10 protein-coding genes and 1 tRNA gene are annotated in these 16,327 nt (G+C 55.2%); 7 read left to right on the plus strand and 4 right to left on the minus strand.

The window, feature by feature from the left end; all coding sequences use genetic code 11:
* A partial coding sequence (locus VK738_00480; GenBank protein ID HTD21108.1) for a winged helix-turn-helix domain-containing protein occupies positions 1-1,156 on the minus strand: 1,156 nt, incomplete at its 3' end.
* Positions 1,157-1,427: 271 nt separating this feature from the next.
* Between VK738_00480 and VK738_00485 the strand changes: the two genes are divergently transcribed.
* The 4 genes from VK738_00485 to VK738_00500 all read left to right on the plus strand — a co-directional run bounded on the left by VK738_00485 (position 1,428) and on the right by VK738_00500 (position 7,604).
* Positions 1,428-2,471: a hypothetical protein gene (locus tag VK738_00485; GenBank protein ID HTD21109.1), complete on the plus strand. Its 1,044-nt coding sequence runs from the start codon at positions 1,428-1,430 to the stop codon at positions 2,469-2,471.
* Between the two features lie 74 nt (positions 2,472-2,545).
* The gene (locus VK738_00490) at positions 2,546-3,577 is read left to right on the plus strand and encodes a hypothetical protein (GenBank protein ID HTD21110.1); all 1,032 of its coding nucleotides are present in this window, start codon (positions 2,546-2,548) and stop codon (positions 3,575-3,577) included.
* A gap of 85 nt (positions 3,578-3,662) precedes the next feature.
* Entirely contained in the window at positions 3,663-5,195 is a 1,533-nt protein-coding gene (locus VK738_00495) for a hypothetical protein (protein ID HTD21111.1), read from the plus strand.
* Positions 5,196-5,531: 336 nt separating this feature from the next.
* The gene (locus VK738_00500; GenBank protein HTD21112.1) at positions 5,532-7,604 is read left to right on the plus strand and encodes a hypothetical protein; all 2,073 of its coding nucleotides are present in this window, start codon (positions 5,532-5,534) and stop codon (positions 7,602-7,604) included.
* 150 nt (positions 7,605-7,754) lie between these two features.
* On the opposite strand, the gene VK738_00505 is transcribed toward VK738_00500, so the two are convergent.
* Positions 7,755-9,122: a sigma-54 dependent transcriptional regulator gene (locus VK738_00505; GenBank protein ID HTD21113.1), complete on the minus strand. Its 1,368-nt coding sequence runs from the start codon at positions 9,120-9,122 to the stop codon at positions 7,755-7,757.
* Positions 9,123-9,172: 50 nt separating this feature from the next.
* Positions 9,173-10,435, minus strand: coding sequence for an ATP-binding protein (locus VK738_00510; protein HTD21114.1), 1,263 nt, complete (start codon positions 10,433-10,435; stop codon positions 9,173-9,175).
* A gap of 1,302 nt (positions 10,436-11,737) precedes the next feature.
* Between VK738_00510 and VK738_00515 the strand changes: the two genes are divergently transcribed.
* On the plus strand, positions 11,738-13,435 hold the full coding sequence (locus VK738_00515; GenBank protein HTD21115.1) for a hypothetical protein: 1,698 nt from the start codon (positions 11,738-11,740) through the stop codon (positions 13,433-13,435).
* Positions 13,436-13,703: 268 nt separating this feature from the next.
* Here VK738_00515 and VK738_00520 read toward each other — a convergent pair.
* Positions 13,704-13,779 (minus strand) — tRNA-Lys (locus VK738_00520).
* A 143-nt stretch (positions 13,780-13,922) separates the two neighbouring features.
* Here VK738_00520 and VK738_00525 point away from each other — a divergent pair.
* Together VK738_00525 and VK738_00530 are read left to right on the plus strand one after the other, a co-directional pair.
* Complete coding sequence (locus VK738_00525) at positions 13,923-14,807, plus strand: alpha/beta hydrolase (GenBank protein ID HTD21116.1); 885 nt, start codon at positions 13,923-13,925, stop codon at positions 14,805-14,807.
* A gap of 96 nt (positions 14,808-14,903) precedes the next feature.
* On the plus strand, positions 14,904-16,327 hold a 1,424-nt coding region (locus VK738_00530; GenBank protein ID HTD21117.1), incomplete at its 3' end, for a PAS domain-containing protein.

Here is a 16,327-nt window from a genome sequence, read left to right on the forward strand (position 1 = left end):
TGTCTTTGATCGGCGTCGGCGCTTGCTTGCCCAATTTGTTGCGGCCGCGAAGATAAGACTCATACGCCTCCGGATTCACTGATCTCTGCCGGGTCAGCGATTCGTGCTCCTCGGGGCCCAACTCGGCCCTCACCGCAGAGGCGATGTCCAGCGCCACCGAGTCCTGCACATTCAGAACCTGGCCGACTTCGCGCTCGTAACTCTGCGCCCATAGATGACGGTCACGATGAGCGTCAATCAATTGCGCAGTAATGCGTACCGTGCCTCCGGAAAGCACGACAGACCCCTCGACCACAGCATCAACATGGAGCTCCTCCGCAATCTGCGGCAGCGACTTGTGTGCTTCACGATACTGCATCATGGTGGTGCGGGAAATAACACGGAGAGACCTGATCTTTGCCAAGTCCGTGGTCAGCTCGTCGGTCATGCCCTCGGCGAAGTAATCCTGTTCCATGTCGCCGGAGAGATTTTCAAGAGGCAGCACAGCGAGAGACTTTATCGGACCGGAACTCGATCCGGGCAAGAATCGGTCTCGCAACCCTCCAACATTCAGGCCGACTAGCAGCACCGCGATCGCAACCAGCGCACCTGCAATTAAAAATGTGTAGCGGACAGCAGTTCTATGAATCTGCGGTTTTGCCCTTTCATCTGACGCAGAACATCGCTGGCCTGCGCGCTCGGAGGTCGCCACCTTCGGCAAATCCAAAACGATCACCGAAGAAGCACCTTGAGCGGCGGGAGTAACTGCGTAAACGCGCTGGTCGTCATCTGGAGCACTGGATTCAACCGGCGCCATGAAGCGATATCCGCGCCGGCCGACGGTTTCGATAAAGCGGGGGTTCTCGGCGCTGTCGTTGAGAGCACGACGCACCTTGGCGATGACCGTGTTCAGGCTGTTATCGAAGTCAATAAAGATGTCCGCGGGCCAAAGCTGGGTGCGTAGCTCCTCACGCGTCACTACCTCATTCGGGTGTTGCAGCAAAATGACAAGCGCCTGAAAGGGCTTTTCCTCGAGCGCAATCCCTAATCCGTGTTTGCGCAGCTCCCCGGAACGGGGATCGGCTTCGTAAGCGCCAAAGCGCAAAGTCCCCCGAAACGAAGGTTGGGCTTGCGAGGACACAATGTAATAGTGGAATTCGAGTAAGAAACGCAACAAATTCTAGCACGAAGAACTCCCCGCAAAACTGCAATCGTTCGGACTTAGGTCTCTTCTTTTTCAATGACATAGGCCGTAGGCCAACCATAGGCAAAAGATTCGTGGCTCTCCATTGACCATTCATCACAACCTCCCGCACACTGCGCTCAGGTTTCGAAACTTGGGGATAAAGGCAGCCTGTGGCCGCGGCCACAGGCATTTGAAAAAATAAAGGGTGGTTGCCAGCGGTTTCGTCGGCGCTGCTGGGAAATGTTTTGGTCCAGGAGGAAGCATGAGCAAACATACTGCAATTGCCGCTGTCGCTCGCGGCAGCAATCTCGAAATCTTCGGGCTCGGTACGGACAATCACATCTACCACAAGCGGTTGGACGGGCAAGCCTGGGACGCGTCGGAAGGTGGAGACTGGGAAGACCTTGGCATGGCCAACGGTCACACATTCAGCAGTCCTCCCGCGGTTGTCGCTTGGGACGCAAATCGCCTCGACGTCTTCGCACTCAACGACGGCAATAACATGATGCACAAAATCTGGGACGGTCAATGGCGGGAATGGGAAGATCTGGGCGGCGTTTTTGTCAGTCCGCCGGCGGCAGGATCCTGGGGCAAAGACCGCCTCGACGTGGTCGCGCTCGGGGCGGATAACGGGATGCGGTGGAATTCGTGGGACGGCGCCAACTGGCAGGGCTGGACAGATCAAGGTGGCGGGCCGTTCAACAGTCCGCTAGCTGTAGTCGCGGGCCCTTGGGGACCCGGTCGTCTTGACGTTGTTGTGCGCAACCAGAATAACCAGATGTACCACGCTGCAGAAGCAAAACAATTTCTGGGCAACATTACCTGGTTAGACTGGCAACCGCTGGGAGGCTCGCAATGGGGTGGGGTGTTCGCCAGCCCGCCGGCTATGGTCGCCTGGGCCGCCAACCGCCTCGACATGTTCGCTCTGGGTATCAACAACCAAATGTTATGGAAGTATTGGGACGGAAATAATTGGCAGCCTTCAGCAAATGGAGATTGGCAAGACATAGGAGGCCATAATCTCGGCAGCCCGCCTGTGGTCACCTCGTGGGGCAGCAACCGACTCGATCTCTTCGCCCTCGGTTCCGACAATCACATGTACCACAAGATTTACGACGGCGGCTGGAAGGAATGGGAACCGCTCTTCGGAGGATTCAACAGTCCACCCGTGGCTATTTCCTGGACCAGCGAACGTCTCGACGTCTTCGGGCTCGGGGCAGACAACGCGATGTATCACAAGGGGTGGTGGAACGGCGGTTGGCAGGTAGATTGGACGTCCCGTGGCGGCGTGTTCACCAATCCCTAGTACTGGGCTGATCGGCGCGGGATGGTAATCCCGCTCAGGCCGCCGACAACGACGGACATTTTGGAGAGTTCGCAATGCTTTGCTTTCGTATCAGAATTTTCGGCTTTGTTTTGGCAGCAGTCCTGATTTGCCATTGCTGCGTGGCGCAGGTGCAAACCCTCGTTGCTGGCGAAGCATCAGCGCAATTTTTAAGTAAGGATCGTGCCAGCCAATCCGAACCGTTGCTCCTGGCTGGCCTGCGGCCAGGCCTGGTGTGGCAGCGTACCTCGCCCGATCGCGCAGCGCTGGACGGGCCGGTGCTTTATCAGATCCTGTTCCGCTCCAGCGCGCACATCGGTTCGATTCCCAAGATCGGCCCTAACTATACCCTGGTGGATTCGGGGCTGGCGCTGGATAACAGCGGGAACCTGGTGATTGGCGGCGTGAACAACCCAGTCTTTAGTGTGGATAACGCCGGCAATGTGGATGTGCCGGCGGGGGCCATTACGATTTCCGTCCCCAATAATACGGTCCAAGGAACTACGCTCAACCAACCTGCAGGTGTATTGGGAAATCCGGCAATGGCCGCGAGTTCCAATCTTTCGTTCGCCGGGTACATCGGCATCGTCATAGCTGGAGCAGGAACCTCGGGAAACGCGACCATCGCCCAAATCGGACAAGCTCAATGTGTTTTCAATAACGGTATAACCAGCGGCGACTATGTCGCGCTGAGTGGAGGACAATGTCACGACGCAGGCAGCACACGCCCACCAGGTACTGTCATAGGCCGGGTCCTCTCTGCCAGCAACCCATCCCCAGGTACATATCAAGTAGTGTTATTTGGCCCCGAGAATTACTCCGAACCCACATTGGCCCCCACCGGCTCCCTTGTCGGTGGGCATATCGTAAACCAGATAACAAACCTAAGTGCAGGTACCAGGGTTGTAAATCTAACGGGCGGCGCCGCCTTCGTCAATTCAGCCACTTACAACTGCACCGCCCGTGATGTGACCACGCCGGCCAATGCGGTAACCATAACCTATCCCGCATTTCCAGGTTCGGGCAATACCTTCACTTTGAATGGTGTTGGGAGTGACTTTATCAGCTTCACTTGCACTGGTGAATAACGCCATGGAGAAAGCGCCGTTTGTGCAAATGTTCGGAGACCGTCGGGCGGACTGGCCACGCACCGCAAAGAAGCAGGAGAACCTTATGAACCTATTGAAGAAGAGGGCATTGGCGGCACTGATCGCAACTTGCCTTGCGTCCTGCGCCTGGAGCGCAGACCAAACCCAGCACCCAACCGGCACGCACGCCAAAACCGTGACAGCAGATTCGCCGAGGCCTGTGCTGCTGGCTGGCCTGCGGCCCCAACCGGAACTGGTGTGGCAGCGTACCTCGCCCAACAGCAAAGCCCTGGATGGGCCGGTGCTCTATCAGATCCTGTTCCGCTCCAGCGCCACTCCACGTCATCTGCCGAAGATTGCCCCGAATTTCACGTTAACCGATTCACTGATCAGCGAGGGCAACGGCTTCATTGCCATCGGCGCACTCAGCATTAACAGCTCCGGGATCGTCACCTTTGCCAACGGCCAGACTTTTCCCGGCGGCAACGGCACAGTAAGCAGCATCAGCGCAGGAACCGGCTTGACCGGTGGCACGATTACGACTACAGGCACCATCGGCCTCGACACCGCGTTCACCGATAATCGTTACTTGCGCCTGAACGGCGGCGCCATGGCGGGCACAATCACGTTTGCTAATGGACAAACATTTCCTGGGACCGGTACCATTACCGGCATCGCGACCGGGCCCAGTCTCACCGGAGGCGGCACAAGTGGAAATGTATTTCTTAACATCGCGCCCGGCGGAGTGACCAACTCAATGTTGGCGGCCAACAGCGTGAGCAATGCGAATATCGCGGATGGAAGTTTGAACCCGGCAAAAATTGCCGGCACAGGGGCGATCCTGGGGTCGAACAGTTTCGCAGGCAATCAAAGCATTACCGGAAATATCACCGCCTCCGGCGCCGTAGGTATAGGCACTTCTGCTCCGGCTTTCAAGCTGCAGGCAGTTGATTCCGACGCAACCGCCGCCGGGATCCAGATCAACGCAAGCAATACTTCAACTGTGACAAATTCTTTTTCCGTTTTTTCTGCCTCCGCCAACAATGGAGCGGTAGTCTCGCAAATGTACGCCGACGGGCTGGGCACCGGGCCCTTAGGAACGCCGGGCGGCGTCTTCGGCACGTTTACTCCGCATCCCATCGGGTTCTTCACCGGCAATATTCAAAGAATGGGGATTGATACCGACGGCAGCGTCAGCATTAACAATAAGATCACCATTTACAACGGTGTGCCCACGGCGGGTAACGGCGTACCTGGTATCGTTGCTGCTGTTAACCTTACCGGATTAAAGACCGGTCAAAATCTTGCCTTATTCACTCCCAGTGCACCTGGTTTGTTCCGGGTTTCTGTATATGAACTCTGCACCACAGCAGATGCTTCAGCCGCAATAGCGAGCTTTTTAAATTGGAGGGATCTTAGCGGCACTGACCAGTCTATTACGCTAACACCATCGGGCTTCATCCCCGCTTTGTCCTGCAATGCCAAAGGCCGATATACTTCAGTCTCAACTGTTGTACAGAGTGTCGCCAATATACCGATTGGCTTGCAGGTTACTCCTTTTAATGCCTTTACGACCGGTGACTATGCCGTGTTCGCCACGGTAGAGCAACTTTTTTAAGTCCTATGAAGCTTCTCTTCGAATTGGTGAGAAATTCATCTGCCGCCATGGTCTGAACTTGCCAGCGGACGTCACAAAGCCAGATGTCAGCCGCACTTTCTCTTATTCTGTCCCTGGCTCATCGGCGATGCCGATCCTAGTCAGCCGGTAGCGCAGCGCTATTCGCCTCCAGTTAATTTCATCCTCGAGGCCGAAGCCGAGGGCTTTTTGCGACCCCATAATCTTGTCCCTTCAGAGACAAATTTTTGCATGTAACAATTCGTCACTCCGAGCCATATCTATTGTGTGAGCAGAAGCCGAGGTTTCCAGCAGAGTATGTTCGCAAGGAGAGTAACTATGTCTTTTCCACGTTGTTTTTATGCTGTTTTCTTGCTAACTCTTTTTTTCATGTTCGTAACGGCCCAACCGGGCAACGGGCAAGACCCTATAGGGGGAGGGGGTTGCGATACTGGCTGTGACCCACCGCCGCCACCATCGCCACCACCACCACCCGATCTTACGTTCAATGCGGTGTTCTATGAGAGCATCTATCCCGATATTCAAAACGTCTATGGCAACAACCTGTCTGCCGTCACCAACCACTACAATCTCTTCGGTTTGCCGGCCGGCCGGCGTGGCGGCATCATCTTTGATCCGGTGTTTTATTTGCAGACTAATCCAGACCTTGCCCAGGCCTTTGGTCCAACTGGATATGCGGCGGCTGCGCAACACTTTATCAATCAGGGTTTGCCCATTGAAGGCCGCAGAGGAAGCCTGGAATTCGATGTCAAATACTATCTGGCCAACAATCCCGATCTGCTCGCGGCTTTCGGCAGCACGGGCTACATCGCAGCGGCCCAACATTTCCTGGGTACCGGACTCCCCAGGGAAGGCCGCCGCGGCAGCGCCGATGTTGACATCAAAGCGTATATCAACAACTATCCCGACGTCGCTACAGCTTATGGAGGGACAGCCATGGGGCGCTACATAGACCCCATGTTGCATTGGCTGCGCCGAGGAAAACAGTTCGGGCGTCAGGCAACGGGCACGCTGGTAACGACAACCGATTGCACTTTGCCCAATCCTCCCTTTGGGCTCCCGCGGGTTTACATCGGAATTCGCACCGATGGACTGGATGGATCAGGCAACACCGCTGCCGATCCGCGCAATGGGAACTTGTTTGACAGCATCCTGAGGTCGTACACGCATGATCCAGCAGCCGGATTACCGGCCACGGACGGCCTGATTATCTGTCTTGGTCCTGGCACTTTTCATACCGACGGATCCTACAATTGGGTAATCAACATTCCACACAGCAGTGAGACGATTCAGAACAAGGGTTTCGCACTGGGCCCCAACTGGCGCATTCACGGCGCCGGCATGAACCAGACAACCGTGCAACTCAACTCCTACTATCTTCCCCCGCCAGGAGGCGAACCGGCGTCGTCATTCGTTCAGACCGGCAGCAATGTGGTATTCGCCACCAGCTCAGATACCAATCAAGGAGACGAAATCTCCGATCTTACGATTGATGACAACTTCCCGGGCCTGAAAGCACAAGCGGGGGCGTTGCCTTTGCGGCTGGAAGCCATTCACCTGCGCGATAACATTGGACAGCACCATATACACCACATCAACGTCATCAATGCTGCCGGCGAAGACCCGTTAGGAGAGGCCTTCCCGGTCCAGATTGCGTCGGTGGCTTATAACAACCAAGGGCAAGACCATGCCCACCCCACGATCCCTCCTTCGCAAGACAACACGATTGAATTCGTCACTATGAGCCAATGGCACGGACACTTGTGTACGGCGATCACCATGGTATACGCGACCGGGGAGATTCGTAATAACGTCGTCACCGGCTATCAGATCGGTTATGGAGGCTGGGAGATGCCGTTGGTCCCTGAAATCGTGGGAATCGGTGGTAGTCCAGATATTCAAGCAAAGTTTGTCTACATTCACGACAATGTCGCCTTCAGTACCCAGTACGGCTTCAATATTGACAGCGAATATAACGACTCGGTCAATATCCAGTTCAACTGGATCGACAATCCATCGCAAAACGGGATGGTCATTGGCGGCGGCAATAACTCGCGATTTGATGGCTTCGCGTTCCTCTATAACACGATCGAAGGCGGTAACACTTCGTTGAACGGCATCTTGTTTCAAGGCAACGTAACCAACGCCGTCGTAACCCGGACCGACTTTCTGAATGACGGGGCGGCGTCGGGCCATGCCCTGGTGACCTCCAACACCAACAACCCCTTTAACATCGGGAATGTCTACCAATACAACCAGATCGATAGCGGTTATGGTTTCAGCTTCAATGGGTCCTTGTCGAGCTGCGTCTTCAGCAACTATGACCAGAACGGAAACCAGCGTTCCGATCTTCCCAATACGCAATCAACACCTTGCCGTCCCGGTCTGTAGGTAAAGTTTTCCATCCTGGGCAATTGTGAATCATCACAGGGGCTGTGCCAATCAGGCACGGCCTCTGTAGCTTTACAGGTTGGCGGGCACGGGCGAGATATAAAAATTAATCGTCTTTGAACTTTATACTCTCAACAATGCTTCTTTCTCTTATTCCGTCCCCGGCTCGTCGGCGATGCCGATCTTAGTCAGCCGGTAGCGTAGCGCATTGCGGGAGAGACCCAGCAGACGCGCCGCCTGGCTCTTGTTTCCATTTGCGCGGCGCAGGGCTTCGCGGATCATCTCGTCGTCCCACTGCTCCAGCGTCATCCCTTCCGGCAGAAAGTTGTTGCCCGAGTTCGCAGATTTGGAGCGCGGTGCATCCAGATGAATGTCGCCGGCTTCGAGCACGGGGCCAGGCGCCAGCGCTGCCGCACGCTCCACAATGTTCTGCAGTTCGCGCACATTTCCCGGCCAGTAGTAGTTCACCAGCATCTGCATGGCTTCTGGCTTGATGCTGGTAATTGCTTTTCCCGACTCAGTCGAAAAGCGCGCGATGAAAAGCCGCGCAAGGTCAGGGATATCTTCCCTTCTCTCTCGCAGCGGCGCGATATCAACCGGCACAACGTTCAGGCGGTAATAAAGGTCTTCGCGAAAAGTTCCCTCCTCCAATGCAGCCCGCAGGTCGCGATTGGTTGCGGCGATCAGCCTCACATCCACCTTCAGCGTACGCGTGCCTCCCAGCCGCTCGAACTCGCGCTCCTGCAGCACGCGCAGCAATTTCACCTGCGTGGTCGGAGGCACATCGCCGATTTCGTCGAGGAAGAGCGTTCCCTTGTCCGCGAGTTCGAACTTGCCGGGCTTGCTGCTGGTCGCGCCAGTGAATGCGCCCTTCTCGTAGCCGAATAGTTCGCTCTCCAGCAGGTTTTCCGGGATAGCCGTGCTGTTGATCTTGATGAACGGCCCTGATGCCCGCCGCGATTTTTCATGAATGGCGCGCGCGATCAGGTCTTTGCCCACGCCACTTTCTCCGCCCAGCAACACGGTGGAGTTTGTCTGCGCCACGCGCTCCACCATGGCCAGCACCTCCTGCATCTTGGCACTGCGGGCTACGATGTTAGGATGTGCGTATCGCTGCCCCAACGCCTCGCGCAGCGAGCGGTTCTCTTCCCGCAGCTTGCCTACATCTAGCTCCTTGTGGAGCACCATTCGCATCTCTGCCAGCGAAAATGGCTTCAGGACATAGTCGCTTGCCCCCGCCTTCATCGCCTCGACCGCAGTTTCAATGCTGCCAAAGGCGGTCATGACCACCACGGGGCGAGCGGCATCGAGCTGCTTGGCAGCTTGCAGGAATTCCAGCCCTCCCATTCCGGGAAGCTTCAGATCGGTCACGATGATGTCCACCGGCTGCTCGCGCAGAAGCTTCAAGCCGCTCTCGGCGTCAGCGGCAGAAAGTGTGGTGAATCCGTCCTCTCCCAGGTCAAGCTCGAGCAGGCGGCGCATCTTGGCTTCGTCTTCGACAATGAGTATGGTTGCCATTACTAAACCCGAATCGTCGCCATTACTTAACTTGAATCGCTGTCATTACCTTAACTGAGGCTTACCGCGTTCTCTGCTACCGGAAAAAACAGCACAAAACACGCCCCATGGTTCGTATTGCTGGCTACACGAATGGAGCCGTGGTGTTCGTCCATAATTTTGGAAACAATGGATAGCCCCAATCCTACGCCTGTCTTCTTCGTGGTGACAAAAGGATTGAAAATCTGCTCACACAGCTCTGCCGGAATACCGGGCCCTGTGTCCTGTATTTGCACCTCTACCCCGCGACGGCCGTTCAATTGTGCCGGAGAGACTTGTACGTTCAGAATTCCACCCGCATCGCCCATGGCTTCGTAGGCGTTTTGCACCAGGTTGATGAAGGCCTGCTCGCAAAGATTTTCATCCAGCGGCACCGGCAATTGCTCTTTCGCGTACTCGCGCTTGACCTCGATTTTGCCTCCGCGCCATTGGTCTCCTACGGATTTCAATGCCCGCTCCAGCAGCACAGTGACCTCTTGAGGCGCCGTCTCTGCATGCAACGGCCGCGCGAAATCCAGAAACCGGCTAACCAGGGCGCTTAGCCGGTTCACCTCGCTCGAGATGTAGCCTGCAAGTTCGGCCGCGAGCGGCTCTGATGTTTGCAGCTTTTTGCTCAGCATCTCTGCCGATCCCTTGATGACGCCCAGCGGGTTGCGGATTTCATGCGCCAATCCAGCAGAAAGCTGGCCGAGTGCGGCCAATCGTTCTGAGCGTCGCGCTTCAGCTTGCGCTTGCTCCAGGCGGCGGTTGGTTTCAGCCAACTCTTCCGCCAGCTTCTGGTACAGCTCCACCTGCCGCCGGTTTTCCACCACAAAGCGGTTCACCACCATCCCTGCCAGAAAGAAGAACAGGATTCGGATCGCCAGCTCGGCTACGCCGGCTGGGGTCAACTCAAATTCCTCGCCGGGCATGAGATAGGGAATGAGATAAGAGCAGTATGCGGCCGCGGCCAAGAAGGTCCACAACAACGTGCCCCACGGACCAAAGTAGATGGCAGCGGTTATCACCGGCAGGTAATAGATGGGGTAATAACTGCTGTTGATGCTCGGTTCCGGTCCGGTGTGATCTATCAGCAGTGTGGCCAGCAGAATCTTGAGCAGCACAACATAAGAGCGGCCGTATTGTGGCGCGCGGGTGAGGATCCATCTCTCTCCCAGTTGCAGCGCGCCAATCGCCAGCAGGATAAGCTGCTTGTGGCCCTCACGCACCGGAGGCAGAACCGCAAGGCTGGCCAGGACCCCCAACCAGACAAGGTCCAGCCAGTTAAACTTCATATTCCTTTCTTGTTGTTCGTCCAAAGCTACCCTTTCGCCGCCAACTGTCTGACCCTATCATCCACCATGAACCCTCTATCATGGGATAAGTTTCTTTTTCTTAAGGGTTCCGCAATGCTGCACTTCGTTCGTCTGCTACGCCCTCGCGCTATGCTCGCACTCACCCCGGCTTCGCAAGTTTAGCAATCCATATTAATATTGGCGATTTGGATGTTGATGTAACAAAATGTAAATCTTCAATCGACAATAGAATCTGTTAAGGCCGAAACAATCGCGACGCAATGCCGGTTGGGATTTCCCCTGGTTTGTCGCCCAGGTCAGCTATTCGCCTAAGAGCTCTTCGTCTGCGCCGATTCGTGAAGCTCAACGAAGTCTTTGGAAAGACGGTATCGCTCTCGAAGGACCGGACACGGACACACTTACCAGCGACTATCGCCAGAACAACGGCACCGGCGTGCATTTCAGCGCCAGCGGTCTTCAGGCCCACGGACGGTTATGGGCTGAGAAGGTTGAAAGTTATCTGGATACAATCCTTAAATGACCGGCCGCGAGGCGTCATCGTAGACCTGTTTTACCCAAGCCGCAGTTTACCTTTCAGTAATTTTGGGACTCTGGATTTTTGGGCAAAAAGCCGACACTTGCTGCAAGTGGTTGGAACCACCTGAAACACTCACGATCGCCGCATATTTACTGGGTGAAGGTCGCTTTCACGGCGGACACTTGCAGAGCTACGCGGTGTTTACTGGATGGATATCATTTGCGGGGCCCGTTCTGAGTACTGAGAAACCCACATACTGGGATTGCTTCTATGAGTTTTTCAAAGAGCGTAAGGGGACATGCCCCTGCATTCTTGAATGCCAGACACACTTCCAAGACAATGATGGCATACAATTTCTGCGAAATGAAGAGTTTGATATCACAGTGATACCATCAGGTGTATCGGCCAAAAACAGCTTCAGGGTTACGCAAAATCTGCCCCAACACTAAGCAGTTATATCGGAGCAATTCCAGAATTGGTGTACGCGCGCGCGGCGGGGCTGAAGCCCATTTGTTTTGCATCTCAACGCGGGCCTTTTAGGAAGGCCCGCTCTTCCACGGTAATGGATGCAGTAATTGTGGAATCGTTATAGTGGGTTGAGAAGGTTGAAGGCTATCTGGATACCATCCTCAAATGATGGTGCCGTATGCAGAAACATAACACTCGCACTTCGCTACCACTTCAAGCAGGTAGCGCGCCTTGCGTCATCTTTACACCACCCAGCACAGGCATTAGAATTCATCGTTTGAAAACGAGGTGGCAGAATGAAATTCGCACTGCAGATATTGATGCTCGCAACATTTGTTTCGCTGGCCGGCTATGGGCAGCAAAGCGATAAACCGCCGTCTCGAGCCGAGAAACCCGCGCCATCCAGTGCTTCTACTCCGCAAACATCCGGCGAGCAGCCGGCGCAACCTCAGCCACAACGAGTGCAGCCGGAAAGCCCGGCCCAGCAACGAACATCCGAGACGGCCGGGGAAGAAGGTTCTCTTCGTCCCATGCACTTCGACATGACCGAAGTTCCGCCCGTGCAGACTCATCATGAGATTCACTTGAACGGTAAGCTGCTGCGTTACACCGCAACTGCCGGCCGGCTACCGATCAAAGATGCTGAAGGAAAAATTCAGGCAGAGATGTTTTTCGTTGCCTACACGCTCGATGATACCGATCCCAGCACGCGCCCAGTCACGTTTGCCTTCAACGGCGGTCCGGGTTCTGCATCAATCTGGTTACACATGGGCGCGTTAGGGCCACGAAAAGTTGTGCTTCAACCTGATGGATGGTTGCCGGAATCTCCTTATCATCTGATGGATAATCCCAACACGCCTTTAGACAAGACTGACCTGGTGCTGGTGGATGCCATCGGCACAGGCTACAGCCGTCCGGCAGATACGGCCGCTGCCCGCCGCTATTGGAGCTTGCGTGGAGATATCGAATCGTTTGGCGAGTTTATCCGCATGTATCTCTCACGCTATGAGCGTTGGTTATCGCCTCACTATCTTTTCGGCGAGAGTTACGGCACCACTCGTTCGGCAGGAATAGCAGGATACCTCGCAGACCGCGGCATATCCTTCAACGGCATCGTGCTTCTGTCTACGGTGTTGAACTTTGAAACTCTGGACTTCGCCAAAACCAATGATGTGCCCTATCCGCTTTATCTGCCGACCTTCGCCAGCATTGCGGCCTATCATCACAAGTTAGCCCCCGAGCTGACGCAGGACCTTAATCATACGCGGGAAGAGGCAGCGCAATGGGCGAGAGGAGAATATTCGCAGGCCCTGGCCAAAGGAGACGCACTTACTCCCGAGGAACGCCAATCCATAATTGATAAGCTGGCACGCTACACGGGACTGAGCAAAGACGTCATTGACCAAGCCAACCTGCGCATTGATGTCCGTACGTTTACCCGCTATCTGCTCGCGGACCAGAAGCTTGTAGTAGGCCGTTATGATGGCCGCTTCACCGGACCGGACCCAAACGGCTTCTTTGATACGCCCTTCTACGATCCCACCAACTCACAGATCGGCCCACCATTTACCTCAACGTTCAATGATTACATCCGGCGTGAGCTCAACTACAAAGTGGATATGCCGTACTACAACTCAGCCAGAAACAGCGGGTTCTTCCAATGGAACTGGACCGGCGGACCGCCACCACAGGGATCCAGCGCACCAACATCAGATATGGGATACGCCGATACCGCCACGGCCCTGCGGCAAGCCATAGTCAAAGACCGCTTCCTGAAAGTTTTGGTAATGGAAGGGTACTACGATCTCGCGACTCCCTTTATGGCCGTCGATTACACCATGAATCATCTTGATCTCACGCCCGAGTACCACAAGAATATTTCAACCGCGACCTACGACTCAGGCCACATGGTGTATCTGAACTCGGCTGCGCATCCCAAGATGAAGCAGGATTTCGCCAACTTCATTGATGCCACGCTGCCGAAAGCTCATTAGCGAGCCGGGGACCTCACAACTCAACCATCTCTTTAGGCTCTTCCGCTGGATTGCGGCCCAGCGCCCGAAGAAGGACATCTTCATTCGCTGAGACGAACCGGTTGCGCTCACGCAACAAATCGTTTTGAAAGTTTTGTGTACTGGGAATGCAGCCGCAACCCCGCGGCAAATTAATAGAACCCAGTCTCAGTGGGCCTTTGGGGTGAGCGTTACAGGCGAAATCCCGAGTCGAAGGACCTCGGAATGGATTTGCAGTTTCTGGAAACCATGGTGAGCGCGGCTGGATTCGAACCAGCGACCCACGCCTTAAAAGGGCGTTGCTCTACCAACTGAGCTACGCGCCCACACCTATTCAATGTAACACAGTCAAAACAGCTTCGTGGGCGGTGCCTGCTCGTTTCACGCCGGCATTTTCGCGCCTGTATTCGTTGGAACTTTTATAAGCTCATTTACGAATAATATTTAGGCAACGTCTCAGGTGACTTGGATGGCGATCAATCTTAGCAAACGGATATTTTGGCCTCTGTTGCTTCTGGCCGTCGTTACTCTGGTTTTGTTCGCGTACCAGAAAGGCGGTCCGCCGGTTGAAGAGAATGTCAGCTACGGCACAGTTCAGGGAGAGTCTTTATTGCTGGATGTTGTACGTGTGCCAGCCCCAGGCCTCAGGCCGGCTATCGTCCTCATTCACGGCGGGGCCTGGCGTGGCGGAGATAAAAGCGACTTTCGTTCACTCGCGCAAGGCTTTGCCCAGCGCGGATACGTATGCTTCGCGGTAAATTACCGACTGATCAATGCCACGGATCACCATTTCCCGGCGCAATTAGACGATGTGCAGCGTGCCATTCGTTGGATACGGGCCAACGCATCCCGTTATGGTGTGGACCCTAACCGCATCGGCGCCCTGGGCGGCTCCGCCGGAGGCCACCTGGTTGCACTTCTCGGAACAGAAGAAACACGGGACAACCAACCGCGGGAATTGAGCACATATTCGAGCCGGGTGCAATGTGTGGTGGATATGTCCGGCCCCACCGATTTGACCGCCCGCTTCCCTTCCACTCCCGCGGATGCGCGCAAGCTGGTGCATGATTTTATGGATGGCACGCCCGAGCAAAAATCCCAGCTCTACCAGTTAGCCTCCCCGCTTTTCCACGTTGATCATGCAACTGTTCCCTTCCTGATCTTTCACGGCGTGCTCGACCCTTTGGTTCCGGTGGAGCAGTCGCGCCGTTTCGCTGCTGCATTGCAGAAAAATGGCGTACCCGTGACCTACATTGAATTCCCGGATGAAGGACACGGCATTGAAAAGCAGGTGAACCGGGAGAAGTTCGCCAGCACAACGCTGCAATTCTTTGACTCGCAACTGAAGCACTAAGTCAGTTGAACATATACGGCCAACCCTAAGAAGCCACACCCGAGAAATTGGGATATTTCAAGTCTTTGCTATAATCCACCGCTTAAGAGGCGCATTTTGAAGGATTTGGTATTAACGGCCCCGCACCCGGCAAGTGGAGTCTCCCACAAGCCGGCCAAATCTGCACTGCGGCGCTATAGCGTAGCGCTGTTCTTTGTGGCCTTAGCGCTGGTTTTGACTCTTCTCGTCCAACATCTTTTTCCCTATCCCTTCTTGTTCCTTTTTTTCGGCGCCGTGATGGCGAGCGCGTGGTTCGGAGGCATGGCCACCGGCTTCTTCGCAGTCCTCATCTCGACCTTGGCGGTTGATTATTTCTTTGTGCCCCCACTCCATTCCTTTGCCATTAATGCAACCGCGGAGACATATTTTGCCGCGTTTGTGGTTTGCGCCCTGGTGGCAAGCTGGGTGAGTTCAGCAAAAAAACAAAGCGAAGAAGCGCTCATAGAAGCTCGCGATCAACTGGAAATTCGGGTCTCTGATCGCACTGCCGAGCTCGAAAAATCCAACGTGGAGTTGCGCGAGCGCGAGCATCAACTGCGGCTCTTGGCCGAAGTGATCCCCCAGCAGATTTGGAGCGGAACCTCCGACGGCTCCATTGATTATTGCAACCAGCGCCTTCTCGATTATGTCGGACGCACCGTGGAGCAGATGCAGGGCGAGGGATTCATGGAAACCATCCATGCCGAAGACCGGGAAAGTTTTCGCCGCTTCTGGCAAGAGGCGCTCTCCACCGGAAAGCCCTTTGAAGGTGAGTGGCGGGTGCGCGGCGCGGATGGCGAGTATCGCTGGTTCTTTACCCGCGGCGTGCCTCTGCAGGATCAGGAGCAAAAAACACTGCGGTGGTACGGGACCAACACCGATATTGAAGAACGCCACAAAGCCGAAGAGGCTTTGATGAAGACCCAGGCCGAGCTCGCTTATCTTTCGCGCGTGCTGAGCATGGGAGAACTCACCGCCTCGATCGCCCATGAAATCAATCAGCCGCTTGCGGCCGTGGTTGCGCACGGACACGCATGTCAAGGCTGGCTCTCCGCAGATCCGCCCAATCTTGAAAAAGCCCGCCAGACCACGGAAAGAATTATTCAGGATGGCACTCGCGCCGGCGCCGTGTTAGGTCGCATCCGTGCCCTGTTCAAGAAAGAGCCGCCCGCCAAAGACTGGCTCGACATGAATGAAGTGATTCAAGATCTGGCTATTTTTCTGCGCGACGAAGCCGCAAGGCGCCGCGTTTCCATACGCACTGAGCTTGCCTCGGGCCTGCCCAAAGTCAAAGGAGACCGTGTGCAGTTGCAACAAGTTGTATTGAACCTCATCATGAATGGCATGGATGCGATGACTGCAACAGCGGGCCGCGCCAAAGAGCTGTTGATCAGCTCTGGAAAAGAAAACTCCACGGAAATTGTGGTTCGCATCGAAGACCGCGGCGTGGGGCTCAACTCTGAAACCGCGGAAAAAATCTTCGACCCGTTCTTCACCACCAA

It is taken from the genome of Terriglobales bacterium (genome assembly GCA_035487355.1).
In the GTDB taxonomy this organism is placed as follows: Bacteria; Acidobacteriota; Terriglobia; order Terriglobales; family Acidobacteriaceae; genus QIAW01.

Bases quoted from the DNA above. Each gene is read 5' to 3' on its own strand.
- VK738_00510 (HTD21114.1), bottom strand. From the start codon at position 10,435: ATGAAGTTTAACTGGCTGGACCTTGTCTGGTTGGGGGTCCTGGCCAGC.
- VK738_00500 (HTD21112.1), top strand. From the start codon at position 5,532: ATGTCTTTTCCACGTTGTTTTTATGCTGTTTTCTTGCTAACTCTTTTT.
- VK738_00490 (HTD21110.1), top strand. From the start codon at position 2,546: ATGCTTTGCTTTCGTATCAGAATTTTCGGCTTTGTTTTGGCAGCAGTC.
- VK738_00495 (HTD21111.1), top strand. From the start codon at position 3,663: ATGAACCTATTGAAGAAGAGGGCATTGGCGGCACTGATCGCAACTTGC.
- VK738_00485 (HTD21109.1), top strand. From the start codon at position 1,428: ATGAGCAAACATACTGCAATTGCCGCTGTCGCTCGCGGCAGCAATCTC.
- VK738_00505 (HTD21113.1), bottom strand. From the start codon at position 9,122: ATGGCAACCATACTCATTGTCGAAGACGAAGCCAAGATGCGCCGCCTG.
- VK738_00525 (HTD21116.1), top strand. From the start codon at position 13,923: ATGGCGATCAATCTTAGCAAACGGATATTTTGGCCTCTGTTGCTTCTG.
- VK738_00515 (HTD21115.1), top strand. From the start codon at position 11,738: ATGAAATTCGCACTGCAGATATTGATGCTCGCAACATTTGTTTCGCTG.